General features: G+C 73.3%; 11 protein-coding genes and 1 pseudogene. 11 read left to right on the top strand and 1 reads right to left on the bottom strand.

Going from position 1 to position 15,456, the window contains the following annotated elements; translation table 11 throughout:
• The first annotated feature begins 114 nt into the window (after positions 1-114).
• The 4 genes from ACZ7G3_RS12205 to ACZ7G3_RS12190 all read left to right on the top strand — a co-directional run bounded on the left by ACZ7G3_RS12205 (position 115) and on the right by ACZ7G3_RS12190 (position 4,722).
• A complete protein-coding gene (locus tag ACZ7G3_RS12205) occupies positions 115-192 on the top strand; it encodes a 50S ribosomal protein bL37 (protein ID WP_370443954.1) in 78 nt (25 codons plus the stop codon).
• Between the two features lie 114 nt (positions 193-306).
• Complete coding sequence (locus ACZ7G3_RS12200) at positions 307-1,659, top strand: APC family permease (protein ID WP_470925093.1); 1,353 nt, start codon at positions 307-309, stop codon at positions 1,657-1,659.
• 157 nt (positions 1,660-1,816) lie between these two features.
• Positions 1,817-2,515, top strand: coding sequence for a TetR/AcrR family transcriptional regulator (locus tag ACZ7G3_RS12195; protein WP_470925091.1), 699 nt, complete (start codon positions 1,817-1,819; stop codon positions 2,513-2,515).
• Positions 2,516-3,108: 593 nt separating this feature from the next.
• Positions 3,109-4,722 carry an MFS transporter gene (locus ACZ7G3_RS12190; protein ID WP_470925089.1) on the top strand — a complete coding sequence of 538 codons (1,614 nt, stop codon included), beginning with the start codon at positions 3,109-3,111 and terminating at the stop codon, positions 4,720-4,722.
• A 167-nt stretch (positions 4,723-4,889) separates the two neighbouring features.
• Here the strand turns inward: ACZ7G3_RS12190 and ACZ7G3_RS12185 are convergent.
• A pseudogene (locus ACZ7G3_RS12185) lies at positions 4,890-6,520 on the bottom strand (FAD-binding oxidoreductase); the annotation flags it as partial.
• A gap of 368 nt (positions 6,521-6,888) precedes the next feature.
• Here ACZ7G3_RS12185 and ACZ7G3_RS12180 point away from each other — a divergent pair.
• The 7 genes from ACZ7G3_RS12180 to ACZ7G3_RS12150 all read left to right on the top strand — a co-directional run bounded on the left by ACZ7G3_RS12180 (position 6,889) and on the right by ACZ7G3_RS12150 (position 15,381).
• The gene (locus ACZ7G3_RS12180) at positions 6,889-7,281 is read left to right on the top strand and encodes a cell division protein SepF (RefSeq protein ID WP_426597963.1); all 393 of its coding nucleotides are present in this window, start codon (positions 6,889-6,891) and stop codon (positions 7,279-7,281) included.
• 423 nt (positions 7,282-7,704) lie between these two features.
• Positions 7,705-8,991 (top strand): AAA family ATPase, encoded by a 1,287-nt coding sequence (locus ACZ7G3_RS12175; protein ID WP_470925087.1) that lies wholly within the window; start codon positions 7,705-7,707, stop codon positions 8,989-8,991.
• On the top strand, positions 8,988-9,395 hold the full coding sequence (locus ACZ7G3_RS12170; RefSeq protein WP_426597965.1) for a nucleotide pyrophosphohydrolase: 408 nt from the start codon (positions 8,988-8,990) through the stop codon (positions 9,393-9,395). Before ACZ7G3_RS12175 ends, ACZ7G3_RS12170 begins: the two co-directional genes overlap by 4 nt.
• 120 nt (positions 9,396-9,515) lie before the next feature.
• Entirely contained in the window at positions 9,516-9,986 is a 471-nt protein-coding gene (locus ACZ7G3_RS12165; RefSeq protein ID WP_426597966.1) for a DUF6099 family protein, read from the top strand.
• Between the two features lie 116 nt (positions 9,987-10,102).
• Positions 10,103-11,026: an LLM class F420-dependent oxidoreductase gene (locus ACZ7G3_RS12160; protein ID WP_470925085.1), complete on the top strand. Its 924-nt coding sequence runs from the start codon at positions 10,103-10,105 to the stop codon at positions 11,024-11,026.
• A 177-nt stretch (positions 11,027-11,203) separates the two neighbouring features.
• Positions 11,204-12,754: a 3' terminal RNA ribose 2'-O-methyltransferase Hen1 gene (locus tag ACZ7G3_RS12155; RefSeq protein ID WP_470925083.1), complete on the top strand. Its 1,551-nt coding sequence runs from the start codon at positions 11,204-11,206 to the stop codon at positions 12,752-12,754.
• A complete protein-coding gene (locus tag ACZ7G3_RS12150) occupies positions 12,751-15,381 on the top strand; it encodes a polynucleotide kinase-phosphatase (protein WP_470925082.1) in 2,631 nt (876 codons plus the stop codon). Before ACZ7G3_RS12155 ends, ACZ7G3_RS12150 begins: the two co-directional genes overlap by 4 nt.
• The last annotated feature ends 75 nt before the right edge of the window (positions 15,382-15,456 follow it).

Below are 15,456 nucleotides of genomic sequence, written 5' to 3'. Positions count from 1 at the left end.
CGTGTGCATTTCGCGTCGGGTGTTTGCCGTCGCGTCAGTGGGAAAGGCGCCCCACGTTCTCCGGAGTCACAATCCGGTGGACAGTACGTGAAAGCACAGGGAGAGGAGGCTTCGATGTCCTCGAAGCGACGTCGTAAGAAGAAGGCTCGCCGCAAGAACGGCGCGAACCACGGAAGCCGTCCCCAGAGCTGAGGACGCGTCGACGCATCGGGTGGGTGGCAGGTGCCACCCACCCGAGCGCTTTCCCGGCGCGGCGAGCGGCGGGACCATGGAGTGCTTCCCGTCCTGCGGGAAACCTGAGGCGCCATGGCGAGACTCGAGAAGCAGCCGTCGGCGGACGCGCGGGGCGGGCCGGCGCTCAAGCGCGCGCTGACCACCCCGTTGCTGTACTTCTTCATCCTGGGCGACGTGCTCGGCGCCGGGGTGTACGTCCTGGTGGGGCAGGTGGCCGCCGACGCCGGCGGAGCGGTGTGGGTGCCGCTGGTCGTCGCCCTGCTGCTGGCGATGCTGACCGCCGCCTCCTACGCCGAGCTGGCCACGAAGTACCCGTGGGCGGGCGGCGCCTCCCACTACGCCACCCGGGCCTTCGGGCCGTTCGCCGGGTTCGTCGCGGGCTTCTGCATGCTCGCCGCCGGCATCGTCTCGGTGGCCGCGCTGGCCCGCGGCTTCGGCGGCGACTACCTGTCGGCCTTCGTGACGCTGCCGGTCGGGCTCGTCGCCGTGCTGTTCCTCGCCCTGCTCGCGCTGGTCAACGCGCGCGGCATCAAGGAGTCGACCCGTGCCAACGTCGCCGCCACCGTCGTCGAGGTGGGCGGCCTCCTCGTCGTCGTCGTCCTCGGGGTCTGGCTGCTGCTGCGCGGCGACGGCGACCCGGCGCGCCTCGGGCAGCTCGGTACGCCGGAGAAGGGGGCCGCGGCGGCCGTACTGAGCGGGTCGGTACTGGCGTACTACTCCTTCGTCGGCTTCGAGACCTCGGTGAACGTCGCCGAGGAGACCCGCGACCCCCGGCGCTCCTACCCGCGCGCCCTGTTCGGTGCCCTCGCCACCGCGGGCGCCGTGTACGTGCTGGTGGGACTCGCCGCGTCCGTGGCGGTGCCGACGTCCCGGCTGGCCGGGTCGAGCGGGCCGCTGCTGGAGGTCGTCGAGACGGCCGGCGGCGTGCCGACCCGGCTGTTCAGCGCCATCGCGCTGGTCGCCGTGGCGAACGGCGCGCTGCTCACCGGCATCATGTCCTCCCGCCTGGCCTACGGCATGGCCCGGGACGGGCTGCTGCCCGCCGCGCTGACCAAGGTCCTGCCCGGCCGCCGCACGCCGTGGGCCGCGATCGCGGTCACCACCCTGCTGTCGATGATCCTCGCGCTCACCGGCAGTGTCGCCACCCTGGCGTCCACCCTGGTCCTGCTGCTGCTCGTGGTCTTCCTCATGGTCAACACGGCCGTACTCGTCCTGCGCCGCGACGACCGCGGCGAGGCCGACCACTTCCGGGCCCCGACCGTGCTCCCCGTGCTGGGCATCGCGTCCTGCGTGGTGCTCGCCACGCAGATCGAGGCCGAGGTGTGGCTGCGCGGGTTGCTCGTCGTGGCCGTGGGGACGGTTCTCGCCTCGCTCGGCGCCGTACGGCGGGCGGCCAGGGGCGCGGGCCCGGCCGGGCGGGGGTGACCGGTCGCGGAGCCGGCGGCGAGAGCCGTCGATGAGAGCCGTGACGAGATCCCCCGGCGAGAGCGGCCGACCGGGCAGCCGTCGGCCACGACAGTGTCATGCCGGCGCAGGGGAGGGCACGCCACCGGCCGGGCCGGGCCCGGACCCCCGTGCCAGAATGGACGCCCCCGCAGCCCCGCTCTCCGCCCAGAGGTCCCCCGTGCCCAAGCCCGTCGCCCGTGAGCCGCAGCGACGCAACGCGCGGTCCAACCGGGCGCGCATCCTGGCCACGGCCCGCCGGGAGCTGGGGCGGAACCCGGACACCACCCTCGAGGAACTGGCCCGGGCCGCCGGTGTCGTACGGCGGACCCTCTTCGGTCACTTCCCGGGGCGCTCGGCGCTGCTGGAGGCTCTTGCCGAAGAGGCATCCGAGGTGCTGCGCGGCGCGATGGCCGCCGGGGCGGAACGGACCGGGCCGGCCGAACCGGCCGAGCGCGCACTCGCCCACTTCCAGTTGCTGATGTGGCCCGTGGGCGACCGCTACCGAATGCTCCTGGCGCTGGCCCGGCACGACCTGGGCGTGGAGCGCGTGGCCGAGATCCTGGCCCCGGCCCGCGCCGAGGTCACCGCCATCCTGGAGCGGGGGCAGAGGGACGGTGTCTTCCCCGGTCACCTGCCTCCGGCCGTGTTGAGCGCCGGGCTGGAGGCGATGATGGTCGCGCTGCTGGAGCAGGTCAACACCGGGACGCTGGAGGACGACGGCACCCGGGCCGCCGCCGCCACGCTCATCGCGGCCGGCGTACCGGAGGAGCGGGCCCGCGCCGTGGTCGAGGACGTTGCCCCGACGGTCACCGCGGAAGTCGTCCCGGGCGAGTGAGCCGCCGCCCGCGTCGCCGTACGACGGGTGCGCCCGCGTAGGCCCCGGCCCGTCGCCGCGGAGACCGTGCGGGCTGCGGGCTGCGGGCCGCACGGGCCGCACGGGCCGCACGGGCCGTGCGGGCTGGGGACCGTGGCGTCCCCGCGAGCCGTGCGGTCTCCGCGAGCCGTGGGGACCGCGCAGCCCGCGTGCACCTCGTCTCGCTGACAAGGTCGCCGTCGTCGCACCCACCGCCGTCGCATCGGCGTTCCCCGTCCCGGCGACGGCAAGCGCGGCCACGGGGGGCGCCCGTGCCGTCGTCGTCCGGGACCGGCGCGCGGTCCGCGTCCGCCGTCGCGCGCCGTGCCGACCGCACCCATGGCCTCCTCGACGAGCCCTCCGCCCAGCGCGCCCAGGCCGGTGAAGCGGCCGTAGAGGGTGCGGCGCGTCACGCCGGCCGCAGCGGCGCCCGCGACTACTACGGAGGGGGCCGCCGTGCCGCGGGACGCCGAGAGGAATCCAGTTATTTGCACGTCACTGTGCAACAAACTACTCTGCACGAGCCTGCACACCGATGGGCAATTAACCCGTCCTCGTTCCCCCTGGGAGCCCTCATGCCCCTCCTGGCCACCACACCCGTCGAGAAGATGACCGGGCCGTACGCACGGCGCTGGTGGGCGCTCCTCGTGCTGTGCCTGAGCCTGCTGATCGTCGTCATGGCCAACACGTCCCTGATCGTGGCCGCCCCGGCCATGACCGCCGACCTCGGTCTGAGCAGCAGCGACCTGCAGTGGGTCATCGACGGCTACACCGTCCCGTACGCCGCGCTGATGCTGGTGCTCGGCTCGATCGGCGACAAGTACAGCCGCCGCGGCGCCCTGATCACCGGTCTGGTGATCTTCGCGGGCGGTTCGGTGATGGGCAGCCTGGTGGACGAGACCGGACTGGTCATCGCGGCCCGGGCGGTCATGGGCGTCGGCGCCGCCGTCGTCATGCCGGCCACGCTGTCCCTGCTGGTCGCCGTCTTCCCCAAGGAGGAGCGGGCCCGCGCGATCACGGCCTGGACCGCCACCTCCGGCCTCGCCATCGCGGTCGGTCCGCTGGTCGCCGGCCGGCTCCTGGAGGACCACGCCTGGGGCTCCACCTTCCTGGTCAACGTCCCCATCGCGGTCGTCGCCGTCATCGGCGCGCTGCTCCTCGTACCGCCGTCCAAGGCGGCCGGCATGGGCCGGATCGACTACGTGGGCGGCCTGCTCTCCATCGTCTCCGTCGGCAGCCTGGTCTACGCGACCATCGAGGGCCCGCACTTCGGCTGGGGCGCCGGCCCGGTCGCCGCGGCCGTCGTCGCGGTCGTCGGCCTGGTCGCCTTCGTGGCCTGGGAGCTGCGCCACCCGCACCCGATGCTGGACGTGCGCAGGTTCCTGCTGCGGCCGTTCAGCGGCTCGATGCTGGCGGTGCTGTTCTTCTTCTTCGGCACCTACGGCGCCATCTACTACGCCACCCAGTTCCTCCAGTTCGTCCTCGGCTACGGCGCGCTGGAGACCGGCGTACGGCTGCTGCCGCTGGCCGGGGCGGTGTTCGTCGGCGCAGCGGTCACCGGGAAGCTGACCCCCAGGCTGGGCGTGAAGACGATGGTGGGCTCCGGCATGGTGATCGGCACCGTCGGTGTCTTCCTGCTGGTCCTCATCGAGAAGGACTCCGCCTACGCCGACTTCCTGGCCCCGATGCTGCTGCTGGGCCTCGCGATCGGGCTGAGCGTGTCACCGGCCACCGACACCATCATGGGCTCCTTCCCGGAGAGCGAACTGGGCGTCGGCGGCGGCGCCAACGACACCGCCCTGGAACTCGGCGGCTCGCTGGGCATCGCCGTACTGGGCTCCCTGCTCGGCACCGCCTACCGCGACGAACTCGCCGACCTGGCCGGAGACCGGCTCCCGGCCGCCGCGCTGGAAACCGCCCAGGACTCCGTGGGCGGCGGACTGGCCGTCGCCGAGCGGCTCGCCACGAACCCCGCCGCCGGACCCCGGCAGGCCGAGGCCCTGGCCGACGCCGTGAACCAGTCCTTCGCCCACGGCGTCGCCACGACCAGCCTCGTCGGCGGGATCATCATGGCCGCCGGCACCCTGATCGTCCTCGCCGTCCTGCCCGGCCGCCGCGGCGCCCGGCAGCGGACCGAGGAGAAGCCGGCCGAGGTCAGGGAAGCGGAGCACAGCGCCTCGGCGCGGTGAGCCCGGAACACCCGAACCACGGCCCCGTCAGCCCGTGGGGCCTCGCGCAGCCGGCGCACGTCGTGGTCGCCGGGAAACATCTCCGCCGCGTCAGCCCGGAACACCGCCGCGCAGCTCGGCTCCGGCACCACCACCAGGCCACCGGCCCGTACGTGTTCGGCCAGGCCGCGCACGGTCCGGGTCAGGACCTTCCGCGCCGTCCCGAGCTGCCCGGTGGAGATCCAGGTCAGCCCGCAGCACAGCGGCCCGGCCGGCAGCACCACCCGCCAGCCGGCGTGCTCCAGCACCCGTACCGCGGCCCGTCCGATGTGCGGGTGGAAATGGTTGGTGAAGGTGTCCGGCCACAGCAGCACGGTGCCGCGCTCCCCGTCGCCGTACGGCTCGTGACGCGCGAACCACTGCTCGAAGGTCTGCTCCGCGAACAGCGGTACCTCACGGTCCGCCACCCCCGCGACGGCCACCGCGGCCCTCGCCAGCAGCGGGACGTGCGTGAGCGCGTTGACGGCCGGCGCGAGGCGGGTGCGGCCCACGACCCGCGCGAGCACGGGCAGCCAGCCCATCGACCAGTCGGAACGCGGCCTGCGCCACGGCCGCCCGCGTAGTGGTGGGACAGGAACTCCGCCTTGGACGTGGCCATGTCCACGTCCAAGGTGTCGGGCCTGCCCGGGATGTGCGCGGTGGCGCCGAGACCGGCCTCCCGCACCTGCCACAGCCGCCGCTCGTTCGCCGGGTCGTCCATGAAGGCGCAGTCGGCGTCGTGCTCGGAGCGGTGCACCGCGCGGAGCATCCGGTGGGCCCGCGCGTCCGCCTCCTCGACGGTGTCGCCGCCGAACTGCACCTTCAGGAAGGCGTTCCCGTCGGGCAGCTCGGCCAGCGCCTTGTCGTTGAGGCGCTTGATCCGCTCGTCGCGGACCAGCCGGGCGTCGACGCCCTCCAGCGCGATCGGCTCGTGCGGCAGGATCTCGGGCACCGCGTCGGCGGCCTTGTCGATGGTGTCGAACCCCAGCACCACCAGGGTCCGTTCCCGCACCACCGGCACCAGCTCCAGCTCCGCCCGCAGGACGGTGACCAGCGTCGACTCGCTGCCCACCAGCAGCCCGGCGACGTCGAAGCCGTACTCCGGCAACAGCGAGTCCAGGTTGTAGCCGGAGACCCGGCGCGGGATGTCCGGGAAGCGGCGGCGGATCTCCTGCGCGTAGGTGTCCCGCAGGGCGCGCAGCCGCCGGTAGACGCTCGCCCGCAGATCGCCCTGCCGCTCGATGTCGGCGTACTCCTCGTCGCTGGTCTCCCCGCACCAGAAACGGGTGCCGTCGTAGAGCAGCACCTCCAGACGGGCGATGTTGTCGACGACCTTGCCGTGCGCCTGTGCGGTGGCGCCGCAGGAGTTGTTGCCGATCATGCCGCCGATGGTGCAGTTGGCGTGGGTGGCGGGTTCGGGCCCGTAGCGCAGGCCGTGCGGCGCGAGCCGCCGGTTGAGGTCGTCCAGCACGATCCCGGGCTGCACGACACAGGTGCGGGCGCCGGCGTCCACCGACTCCACGCGCGTGCAGTACTTCGACCAGTCGAGCACCACACCGGCGCCCGTGCACTGCCCGGCCAGGCTCGTCCCGCCGCCCCTCGACAGCACCGGCGCGCCGAACTCCCGCGCCACCGCCACCGCCACCGCCTCGGCGCCGGCTTCGGGCGTGCGCGGCACGACCACGCCGAGCGGCGTCTGCCGGAAGTTCGAGGCGTCCGTGGAGTACGCCGCCCGGCTCCCGGCGTCGAAGCGGACCTCACCGTCGACCCGCTCGCGCAGAGCGGCCCGGAGTGCGGCGGTGTCGACCGGGGCGGCGCCCCTTCGCGAGTGACGGGCTCGGGCAGGTCCAGCGCACCCATGGGCTCTCCTTCGGGTGTCGGCGCGTACGAACTGCGCCCGCGTGTGCGGGACGACTGCGCCCGCGCGTGCGGGACAATGGCGTCCGTGTTTGCGGAGCAACGGCCCCTGCGCAGGCGGGAGAACGGCCCCCGCGCGTGCGGAGCGGCCGTCGCTGGGTACCCCGGCTGGCACCGGGCAATCACCGGATACGGAGCGTCGCGAACCGTGTCGGTGTTGGGCCGAACGGGTGACTTGGCGTAAGAATTGGCTGGTGCAGGCAATGAAGGCGAGTGAAATCGGGGGAGCCGGTGAACAGTCACGACGTCACCGATGAACAGTGGGAAGGGCTCGCCCAGGTCGTTCCGTTGCGCGGGCGCGACGCATGGCCGTCCGCGGTCGGCCACCGGGCGATGCCGGAGGCGGAGACGGAGACACGCCGCCGTTTCGTCGTCCTCAGGGTCAACGTGTTCGCGGACGCCCGCGAGGTCGCGGAGACCCTGATGACGGGCATTCCGGTCCTCCTGGACCTGACCAGCGCCGAGACCGACGTCGCCAAACGGGTCCTGGACTTCAGCACGGGCGTCGTATTCGGCCTGGCCAGCGGCATGCACCGCGTCGACCGCAACGTCTTCCTGCTGACACCCGCGGGGACCGAGGTGAACGGGCTGATGGAGAGCGCGGCGGATGTTCCCGGTATGTGACGGGGCGTGCGGGCTCGCCGGGGGTGAACGGGGCGTGCGGGCTCCTGGCTGTGAACCGAGCGTGCGGGCTCCTGGCTGTGAACGGGGCTTATGGGCTCCCGGGGTGTGAGCGGAGCACGTTGGCTGCCGGGTGTGAACGGGGACTGTGGGCTCCTGGGGTGTGAACGGAGCGTGCCGGCTCCCGGGTGTGAACGGGCCTCTGGGTTTCCGGGCTGTGAACGGTGCGTGCCGGCTCCCGGGTGTGAACGGGGCCTGTCGGCTCCCAGCGTGTGACCGGGGCCGGTCGACCCGCGGGGTGTGACGCGCCGGTCGGCCCCCGGAGGTGTGACCGGGCCGGCCGGCCATGACGGTCCCGTCCCCCGATCGTAGGAACGCGGGACGGGTAAAACGGTTCGGCGTGCGGCGGAGTTCTACGGTCCGCACATGGCAGCGTCACTTGCGTCACCTGCGTCAACGTCACCCGAGGCAGCGGTGCCCGCCGCGCCCCGTTCGGACCGGCCCCACGTCACGGAGCTGCGGCTGTCCGCCTTCGCCGGGCACCGGGGCACCGTGCTGCGGCTCGGGCCGCTCACCGTGCTCGCCGGGCCCAGCGGCTGCGGGAAGACCAGCGCGCTCGCGGCGTACGAGGCCCTGGCCCGGCTCGGGGGCGGCGCCGAGCTCGGCGCGGTCTTCCCCGATCCGGTCGCCTGCGTGCCCGAGCGGGCCCGGCCCGACGCCCAGCACCGCCGCGGCTTCCGCATCGGCTGCACGGTCGACGGAGCCGCGGGCCCGGTACGCCTCGACGTCGCCGTGCAGGCCGAGCCCGAGCTGCGCATCGTGGGGGAGCGGCTGACCGCGGACGGCGTCGTGCTGCTGCAGACCGCCCTGCGCGACCCAGGCCGCCGTGCCGTGCAGGCGGCCTGGCACACGGCCGGGTCGGCGCCCGTGACCCGCGCCCCGCTGCCGGACGACCGGCTCGGCACCCCACTGCTGCCGCTGCGGGTGGCCGGCAAGACGGAAGGGCAGCGCAGGGTGCTGGCCGCGGCCGAGCAGGTGGTGGTCGCCCTGCGCTCCGTCTTCGCCTGCGATCCGCGGCCCGGCCGGATGCGGGAGCCCGTGCCCGTCGGCTCCGGGCGCCTGCTCGGCGGGTGCGACAACCTCGCCGACGTGCTGTGGCGCACCCGTGCCGAGTGCGGGAGGCGGCACGCGCAGTTCGTCGGGGCGGTACGCGCCGGATGCGCGGGGCCCGTCGCGGACGTCCTGGCCGAGCCGGCCGCCGGCGGTGTGGTCCGTGCGCTGCTGGACCGGGGCGACGGCATCCGCACCGGCCTCGCCCGGCTCGGCTACGGCGAGCTGCGCTACCTCGCCCACGCGCTGGTGCTGTTCACCGGCCCCGGTGTGCTGGAGGTCGACCCGGCCGGAGAGGTGCCCGCCGCGTTGCAGACACTCACCGTCCTCGCCGACGGTTTCGACCGCGGCCTGGACGTGCGGCAGCGCGCGGAACTGCTCCGGCTGGCGGCCCGGATGTGCGACCGCGGGCACATCCGCCTCGTCGCGGCGGTCGCCGACGCTTCGTGGGTGGCCGGGGCAGCGGGTGCGGCTGGGGGAGCGGGTGCGGCTGGGGGAGCGGGTGCGGCTGGGGGAGCGGGTGCGGCCGGGGGAGCGGATACCGCCGGGGAAGCCAGTGCCGACGGTGCCGACGGAGTCACAGTGGTACACCTGGTCCCGTGACCGATCATCCCGACCTCGCGGCGTTGCAGCGCAGGCTGGCCGAGTTCGCCGCCGCGCGGAACTGGCAGCCGTACCACACCCCCAAGAACCTCGTGGCCGCGCTCAGCGTGGAGGCCTCCGAACTCCTGGAGATCTTCCAGTGGCTGACGCCCGAGCAGTCGGCCCGTGTCATGGCCGACCCGGACACCGCCCACCGGGTCCGGGACGAGGTCGCCGACGTACTGGCGTACCTGCTCCAGTTCTGCGAGGTGCTCGGCGTCGACCCGCTGGCCGCGCTGGAGGCGAAGATCGAGCGGAACGCGCTCAGGTTCCCCGCGCCCGGAGGGCCGGGGGACCGAGCACGGAGGAGCCACGAACTCCGTTATCACGCTCCGGAGTCGGAAACAGGCCCTGGTTCAACATAGTGTCCGAAGATTTCCGTCTTCCTCTGGCTTTTCGTCCCACATGCCTTCACTCTGGGTAGTGAACAACGGAGTTCGGGCGGACGCGCCGCGGGCGCGTCGGAGACAGACGGGGGCAGCGGCATGGACGCTGTGCGGCTCATCGTGGCGAGTGGGCGGGCCTTGGCCGCGGGCGGCGAGGTGCCGGAGATCCTGACCGAGGTGTGGCAGGTGCAGGCCCTGGCGCAGGCGATCGGCAGCCGGCTGGCGGTCTCCGGACCACCGGAACTGCGCGGCGAGGCACTGGGACTGACCGAGCTCGCGGGCCGCGGATGCGGAGTGCTGCGCACCCCGGAGCTGGCCCCGGGTGAGCTGCGTGCCGCCCGGCTCACCGAGCTGGGCGATGCCCGCCAGGCGCTGATGCGCCTCGGCACCCTGCTCGGCGAGACCGGTATCGCGCTCGTCGGCGTCGCCAGTGCCGCGGCCGACGAGGCCACGTACTGGCAGTGCATGGAGGCCATCGACGCGGCGGACGAGTCGCGGGACCGCGTCCTGGAGATGCTGCGCAAACTGGCGGACCGGGACGCGGAGTTACCGCAGCGGGAGGCGGGCTAACCACGGCACCGCGAGCCGTCGGCCGCACCCCCGCCCAGCCGCGGCAGCGGCCGGGAACGCGCCGGGCCGCCGGGAGCCTGTGCGCCGTACCCGCACCGAGCAGGCAGGATGGAGACATGGATCTCCGTATCTTCACCGAGCCCCAGCAGGGGGCCACCTACGACACCTTGCTCGCCGTGGCCAAGGCCACCGAGGATCTCGGATTCGACGCCTTCTTCCGCAGCGACCACTATCTCCGCATGGGCTCCGTGGACGGCCTCCCCGGCCCCACCGACGCCTGGATCACCCTGGCCGGCCTCGCGCGCGAGACCAAGCGCATCCGGCTCGGCACCCTGATGACCGCCGGCACCTTCCGGCTGCCCGGCGTCCTCGCCATCCAGGTCGCCCAGGTCGACCAGATGTCGGGCGGCCGGGTCGAGCTGGGCCTGGGCGCGGGCTGGTTCGAGGAGGAGCACAAGGCGTACGGCATCCCCTTCCCGAAGGAGAAGTTCGCCCGCCTGGAAGAGCAGCTCGAGATCGTCACCGGCCTGTGGGCCACCGAGACCGGCAAGACCTTCGACTTCCACGGCAAGTTCTACGACCTCACCGAGTCGCCCGCGCTGCCCAAGCCCGCGCAGGCGAAGGTCCCGGTGCTCATCGGCGGCCACGGCGCCACCCGCACCCCGCGGCTGGCCGCCCAGTACGCCGACGAGTTCAACATCCCGTTCGCCTCGATCGAGGACACCGAGCGCCAGTTCGGCCGGGTGCGGGCCGCCGCCGAGGAGGCCGGCCGCCCGGCCGATGCCCTCACCTACTCCAACGCCCTCGTCGCCTGCGTCGGCAAGGACGAAGCCGAGGTCGCCCGCCGCGCCGCCGTCATCGGCCGCGAGGTCGACGAGCTGAAGGCCAACGGCCTGGCGGGCTCCCCGGCCGAGGTCGTCGAGAAGATCGGCCGCTATGCCGAGGTAGGCGCGCAGCGGATCTACCTCCAGATCCTCGACCTCGACGACCTGGACCACCTGGAGCTGATCTCCTCCCAGGTCCAGTCCCAGCTGACCTGAGGCCGCCCGTCCGGCAACGGAAGGCGCCGGTCACCCGTCCGATAACCGAAGGCGGCGGTCACCCGTCCCGTGCGATGGTATGACCGTCGTCCTGCCGGAGCCCCCAGGATCAACACCCTGGGGGCTCCCGCGCGTACGGCACCTCGTCAGCATCCACCGGCCGGAGAGGCCCTCAGCATGTTCCTGACCATCACCACCACCGGTACCCCCGAGCACCCCGCGACCGATCTCGGCTTCCTGCTGCACAAGCATCCGGACAAGGCGCAGGCGTTCTCCACCTCCTTCGGCACGGCCCACGTGCTCTACCCGGAGGCGGAGCATCAGCGTTGCACGGCGGCGCTGCTGCTGGAGGTCGACGCGGTGGCGCTGGTCCGGCGCGGCCGGGGCAAGGGCCGTGGCGGTGCGCCCGACGCGGCACTCGCGCAGTACGTCAACGACCGCCCCTACGCGGCCTCCTCACTCCTCGCCGTCGCGCTGAGCAACGTCTTCTCCAGCGCGATGCGAGGCGTGTGCAAGTCCCGCCCGGAGCGCGCGGCCGAGCCACTGCCGCTGCGCGTCGAGGTACCGGCGCTGCCCGCTCGCGGCGGCCCCGGCCTCGTACAGCGCCTCTTCGAGCCGCTCGGCTGGACGGTCGCCGTCGAGGCCGTCCCGCTGGACACCGAGTTCCCCGAGTGGGGCGACTCGCGCTACGTCCGCCTCGTCCTGGAGTCCGCGGCCCTCACCCTCGCCGAGGCCCTGCGGCACCTGTACGTCCTGCTCCCGGTGCTCGACGACGCCAAGCACTACTGGGTCTCCCCGGACGAGGTCGACAAGCTGCTGCGGGCCGGCGAGGGCTGGCTGCCCGGCCACCCGGAGCACAAGCTGATCACCAGCCGCTACCTGTCCCGCCGCTGGTCCCTGACCCGTGAGGCGATGGACCGGCTGGAGCTGATCCGGCTGGCGGAGACCGACGACAGCGACGTCGAGGACATCGACAACGCGGTCGCGCAGGAGACGGCGCCCGAGGCCGAGGAGAAGCCCACGCCGCTGGCCGTGCACCGCCGCGAGGCGATCCTCACCGCCCTCCGGGACCACGGAGCCGCCCGCGTCCTCGACCTCGGCTGCGGCGAGGGGCACCTGGTGCGGGAACTGCTCAAGGAGCCGCGGTTCACCGAGATCGTCGGCGTGGACGTGTCGGTGCGCGCCCTCACCATCGCCTCGCGGCGGCTCAAGCTGGACCGCATGGGAGAGCGGCAGGCCGCCCGCGTCAACCTCTTCCAGGGCTCCCTCGCCTACACCGACAAGCGCCTGGGGGGCTACGACGCCGCCGTGCTCAGCGAGGTGATCGAGCACCTCGACCTGCCCAGGCTGCCCGCCCTGGAGTACGCCGTGTTCGGATCGGCCCGCCCGCGCACCGTCGTCGTCACCACGCCGAACGTCGAGTACAACGTGCGCTGGGAGACCCTCCCGGCCGGCCACGTCCGCCACCGCGACCACCGCTTCGAGTGGACCCGCGAGGAGTTCCGCACCTGGGCGGAGGCGGTGGCCGAACGGCACGGCTACACCGCTGAGTTCCGCCCCGTCGGTCCCGAAGACCCCGAGGTGGGCCCGCCCACCCAGATGGCCGTGTTCACCCAGGCCGCGAACGACCCCAAGACCGCGAACGACCCCAAGACCGCCATGACCGCCAAGACCGCCAAGACCGCCAAGACCGCGAACGAGAACCAGAAGGAGGCGAAGGCCGCATGACCACCACCGGAACCACCGACACCACCGACACCACCGACACCACCGACACCACTGGCACCACTGGCACCACTGGCATCGCCGACACCACTGGCACCACCGTGCGGGCCCGCGCCCTGCCGGTCACCGACCTCTCCCTCGTCGTACTGATCGGCGCCTCCGGCTCCGGCAAGTCCACCTTCGCCCGGCGCCACTTCAAGCGCACCGAGGTGATCTCCTCCGACTTCTGCCGGGGCCTGGTCGCCGACGACGAGAACGACCAGAGCGCCAGCCGGGACGCCTTCGACGTCCTCCACTACATCGCCGGCAAGCGCCTCGCCGCCGGCCGTCGCACCGTCGTCGACGCGACCAACGTGCAGCAGGACGCCCGGCGTCAGCTGATCGAGCTGGCCAGGAAGCACGACGTCCTGCCGATCGCCATCGTCCTCGACGTCCCCGAAGAGGTGTGCGCCGAGCGGAACGCCACCCGCACCGACCGGGCCGACATGCCCCGCCGGGTCATCCAGCGCCACACCCGCGAGCTCCGCCGCTCCCTGCGCCACCTGGAGCGCGAGGGCTTCCGAAAGGTGCACGTCCTGCGTGGCGTGGCGGAGACCGAGCAGGCCACCGTCGTCACCGAGAAGCGCTTCAACGACCTCACCCACCTCACCGGCCCCTTCGACATCGTCGGCGACATCCACGGCTGCGCGGCCGAGCTGGAGTCGCTGCTGGGCAAGCTCGGCTACACCGACGGCGTCCACCCCGACGGCCGCACCGCCGTCTTCGTCGGCGACCTGGTCGACCGCGGCCCGGACAGCCCCGGCGTCCTGCGCCGCGTGATGTCGATGGTGAAGTCGGGCAACGCCCTGTGCGTCCCCGGCAACCACGAGAACAAGTACGGCCGCCACCTGAAGGGCCGCAAGGTCCAGCACACGCACGGACTCGCCGAGACCATCGAGCAGATGGACGGCGAGAGCGAAGAGTTCCGCGCCGAGGTGCGGGAGTTCATCGACGGCCTGGTCAGCCACTACGTCCTCGACGGCGGCCGGCTCGTGGTCTGCCACGCCGGTCTGCCGGAGAAGTACCACGGCCGCACCTCCGGCCGGGTCCGCTCCCACGCCCTGTACGGCGACACCACCGGCGAGACCGACGAGTTCGGGCTGCCGGTGCGCTACCCGTGGGCCGAGGACTACCGGGGCCGCGCGGCCGTCGTCTACGGCCACACCCCGGTCCCCGAGGCCACCTGGCTCAACAACACCATCTGCCTGGACACCGGCGCCGTCTTCGGCGGCAAGCTCACCGCGCTGCGCTGGCCGGAGCGCGAACTGGTCGACGTACCGGCCGAGCGGGTCTGGTACGAGCCGGCCAAGCCGCTGCGCACCGAGGCGCCCGGCGGGCACGACGGCCGCCCGCTGGACCTGGCCGACGTGCACGGACGCCGGGTGGTGGAGACCCGGTACGCCGGCCGGATCACCGTGCGGGAGGAGAACGGGGCGGCGGCCCTGGAGGTCATGAGCCGCTTCGCCACCGACCCGCGCCTGCTGCCGTACCTGCCGCCGACCATGGCACCGACCGCCACCTCCGGGGTGGAGGGCTACCTGGAGCACCCGAAGGAGGCGTTCGCGCAGTACGCGGCGGACGGGGTGGCGCGGGTCGTGTGCGAGGAGAAGCACATGGGCTCGCGGGCGGTCGTCCTGGTCTGCCGCGACGCGGACACGGCCCGCGCCCGCTTCGGGGTCGACGGCCCCACCGGGTCCCTCTACACCCGTACCGGCCGCCCCTTCCTCGACGACGCGACCGTCACCGAGGCGATCCTCGACCGGCTGCGCACGGCGATCGCCGAGGCCGGCCTGTGGGACGAGCTGTCCACCGACTGGCTGCTGCTGGACACCGAGCTGATGCCGTGGTCCCTGAAGGCCGCCGGGCTGCTCCGCTCCCAGTACGCCGCCGTGGGCGCCGCCTCCGGCGCGGTGTTCCCGGGCGCGCTGGCCGCGCTGGAGGGCGCCGCCGCGCGCGGCGTCGACGTCACCGACCTCCTCGCCCGCCAGCGCGCCCGGTCCGCCGACGCCGCCGCGTTCACCGACGCCTACCGGCGCTATTGCTGGCCCACCGACGGCCTGGACGGTGTCCACATGGCGCCGTTCCAGATCCTCGCCGTCCAGGGGCGCAGCCTGGCCGCCCTGCCGCACGACGAGCAGCTCGGCCTCATCGACCGGCTCGTCGAGCACGACGGCAGTGGCCTGCTCCGGACCACCCGGCGGCTGTACGTCGACACCGGCGACCCCGAGTCGGTGTCGGCGGGAGTCGACTGGTGGCTGGAGATGACCGGCCGCGGCGGCGAGGGCATGGTGGTCAAGCCGATCGGCGCCGTCGTCCGCGACGCGAAGGACCGCCTGGTGCAGCCCGGCATCAAGTGCCGCGGCCGCGAGTACCTGCGGATCATCTACGGCCCCGAGTACACGCGCCCCGACAACCTCGCCCGGCTGCGGCAGCGGTTCCTGAACCACAAGAGGTCCCTGGCGATCCGCGAGTACGCCCTCGGCCTGGAGGCCCTGGACCGCCTCGCGGACGGCGAGCCGCTGTGGCGGGTGCACGAGGCGGTGTTCGGCGTGCTGGCGCTGGAGTCGGAGCCGGTGGACCCGCGGCTCTAGCGAACGTTTCCGGCCGAGTCGCCCCGAAGAGGCGACTCGGCCGGACTCCGTGTCCCCCACCCCACCGGTCCCTGG

The sequence above is a fragment of the Streptomyces sp. NPDC037271 genome, from assembly GCF_055603605.1.
This window is presented reverse-complemented; position numbering and strand designations above follow the sequence as displayed.

Coding starts and splice junctions, on each gene's coding strand:
- ACZ7G3_RS12205 (WP_370443954.1), top strand. CDS start 115: ATGTCCTCGAAGCGACGTCGTAAGAAGAAGGCTCGCCGCAAGAACGGC.
- ACZ7G3_RS12200 (WP_470925093.1), top strand. CDS start 307: ATGGCGAGACTCGAGAAGCAGCCGTCGGCGGACGCGCGGGGCGGGCCG.
- ACZ7G3_RS12190 (WP_470925089.1), top strand. CDS start 3,109: ATGCCCCTCCTGGCCACCACACCCGTCGAGAAGATGACCGGGCCGTAC.
- ACZ7G3_RS12155 (WP_470925083.1), top strand. CDS start 11,204: ATGTTCCTGACCATCACCACCACCGGTACCCCCGAGCACCCCGCGACC.
- ACZ7G3_RS12195 (WP_470925091.1), top strand. CDS start 1,817: ATGGACGCCCCCGCAGCCCCGCTCTCCGCCCAGAGGTCCCCCGTGCCC.
- ACZ7G3_RS12160 (WP_470925085.1), top strand. CDS start 10,103: ATGGATCTCCGTATCTTCACCGAGCCCCAGCAGGGGGCCACCTACGAC.
- ACZ7G3_RS12175 (WP_470925087.1), top strand. CDS start 7,705: ATGGCAGCGTCACTTGCGTCACCTGCGTCAACGTCACCCGAGGCAGCG.
- ACZ7G3_RS12165 (WP_426597966.1), top strand. CDS start 9,516: ATGGACGCTGTGCGGCTCATCGTGGCGAGTGGGCGGGCCTTGGCCGCG.
- ACZ7G3_RS12150 (WP_470925082.1), top strand. CDS start 12,751: ATGACCACCACCGGAACCACCGACACCACCGACACCACCGACACCACC.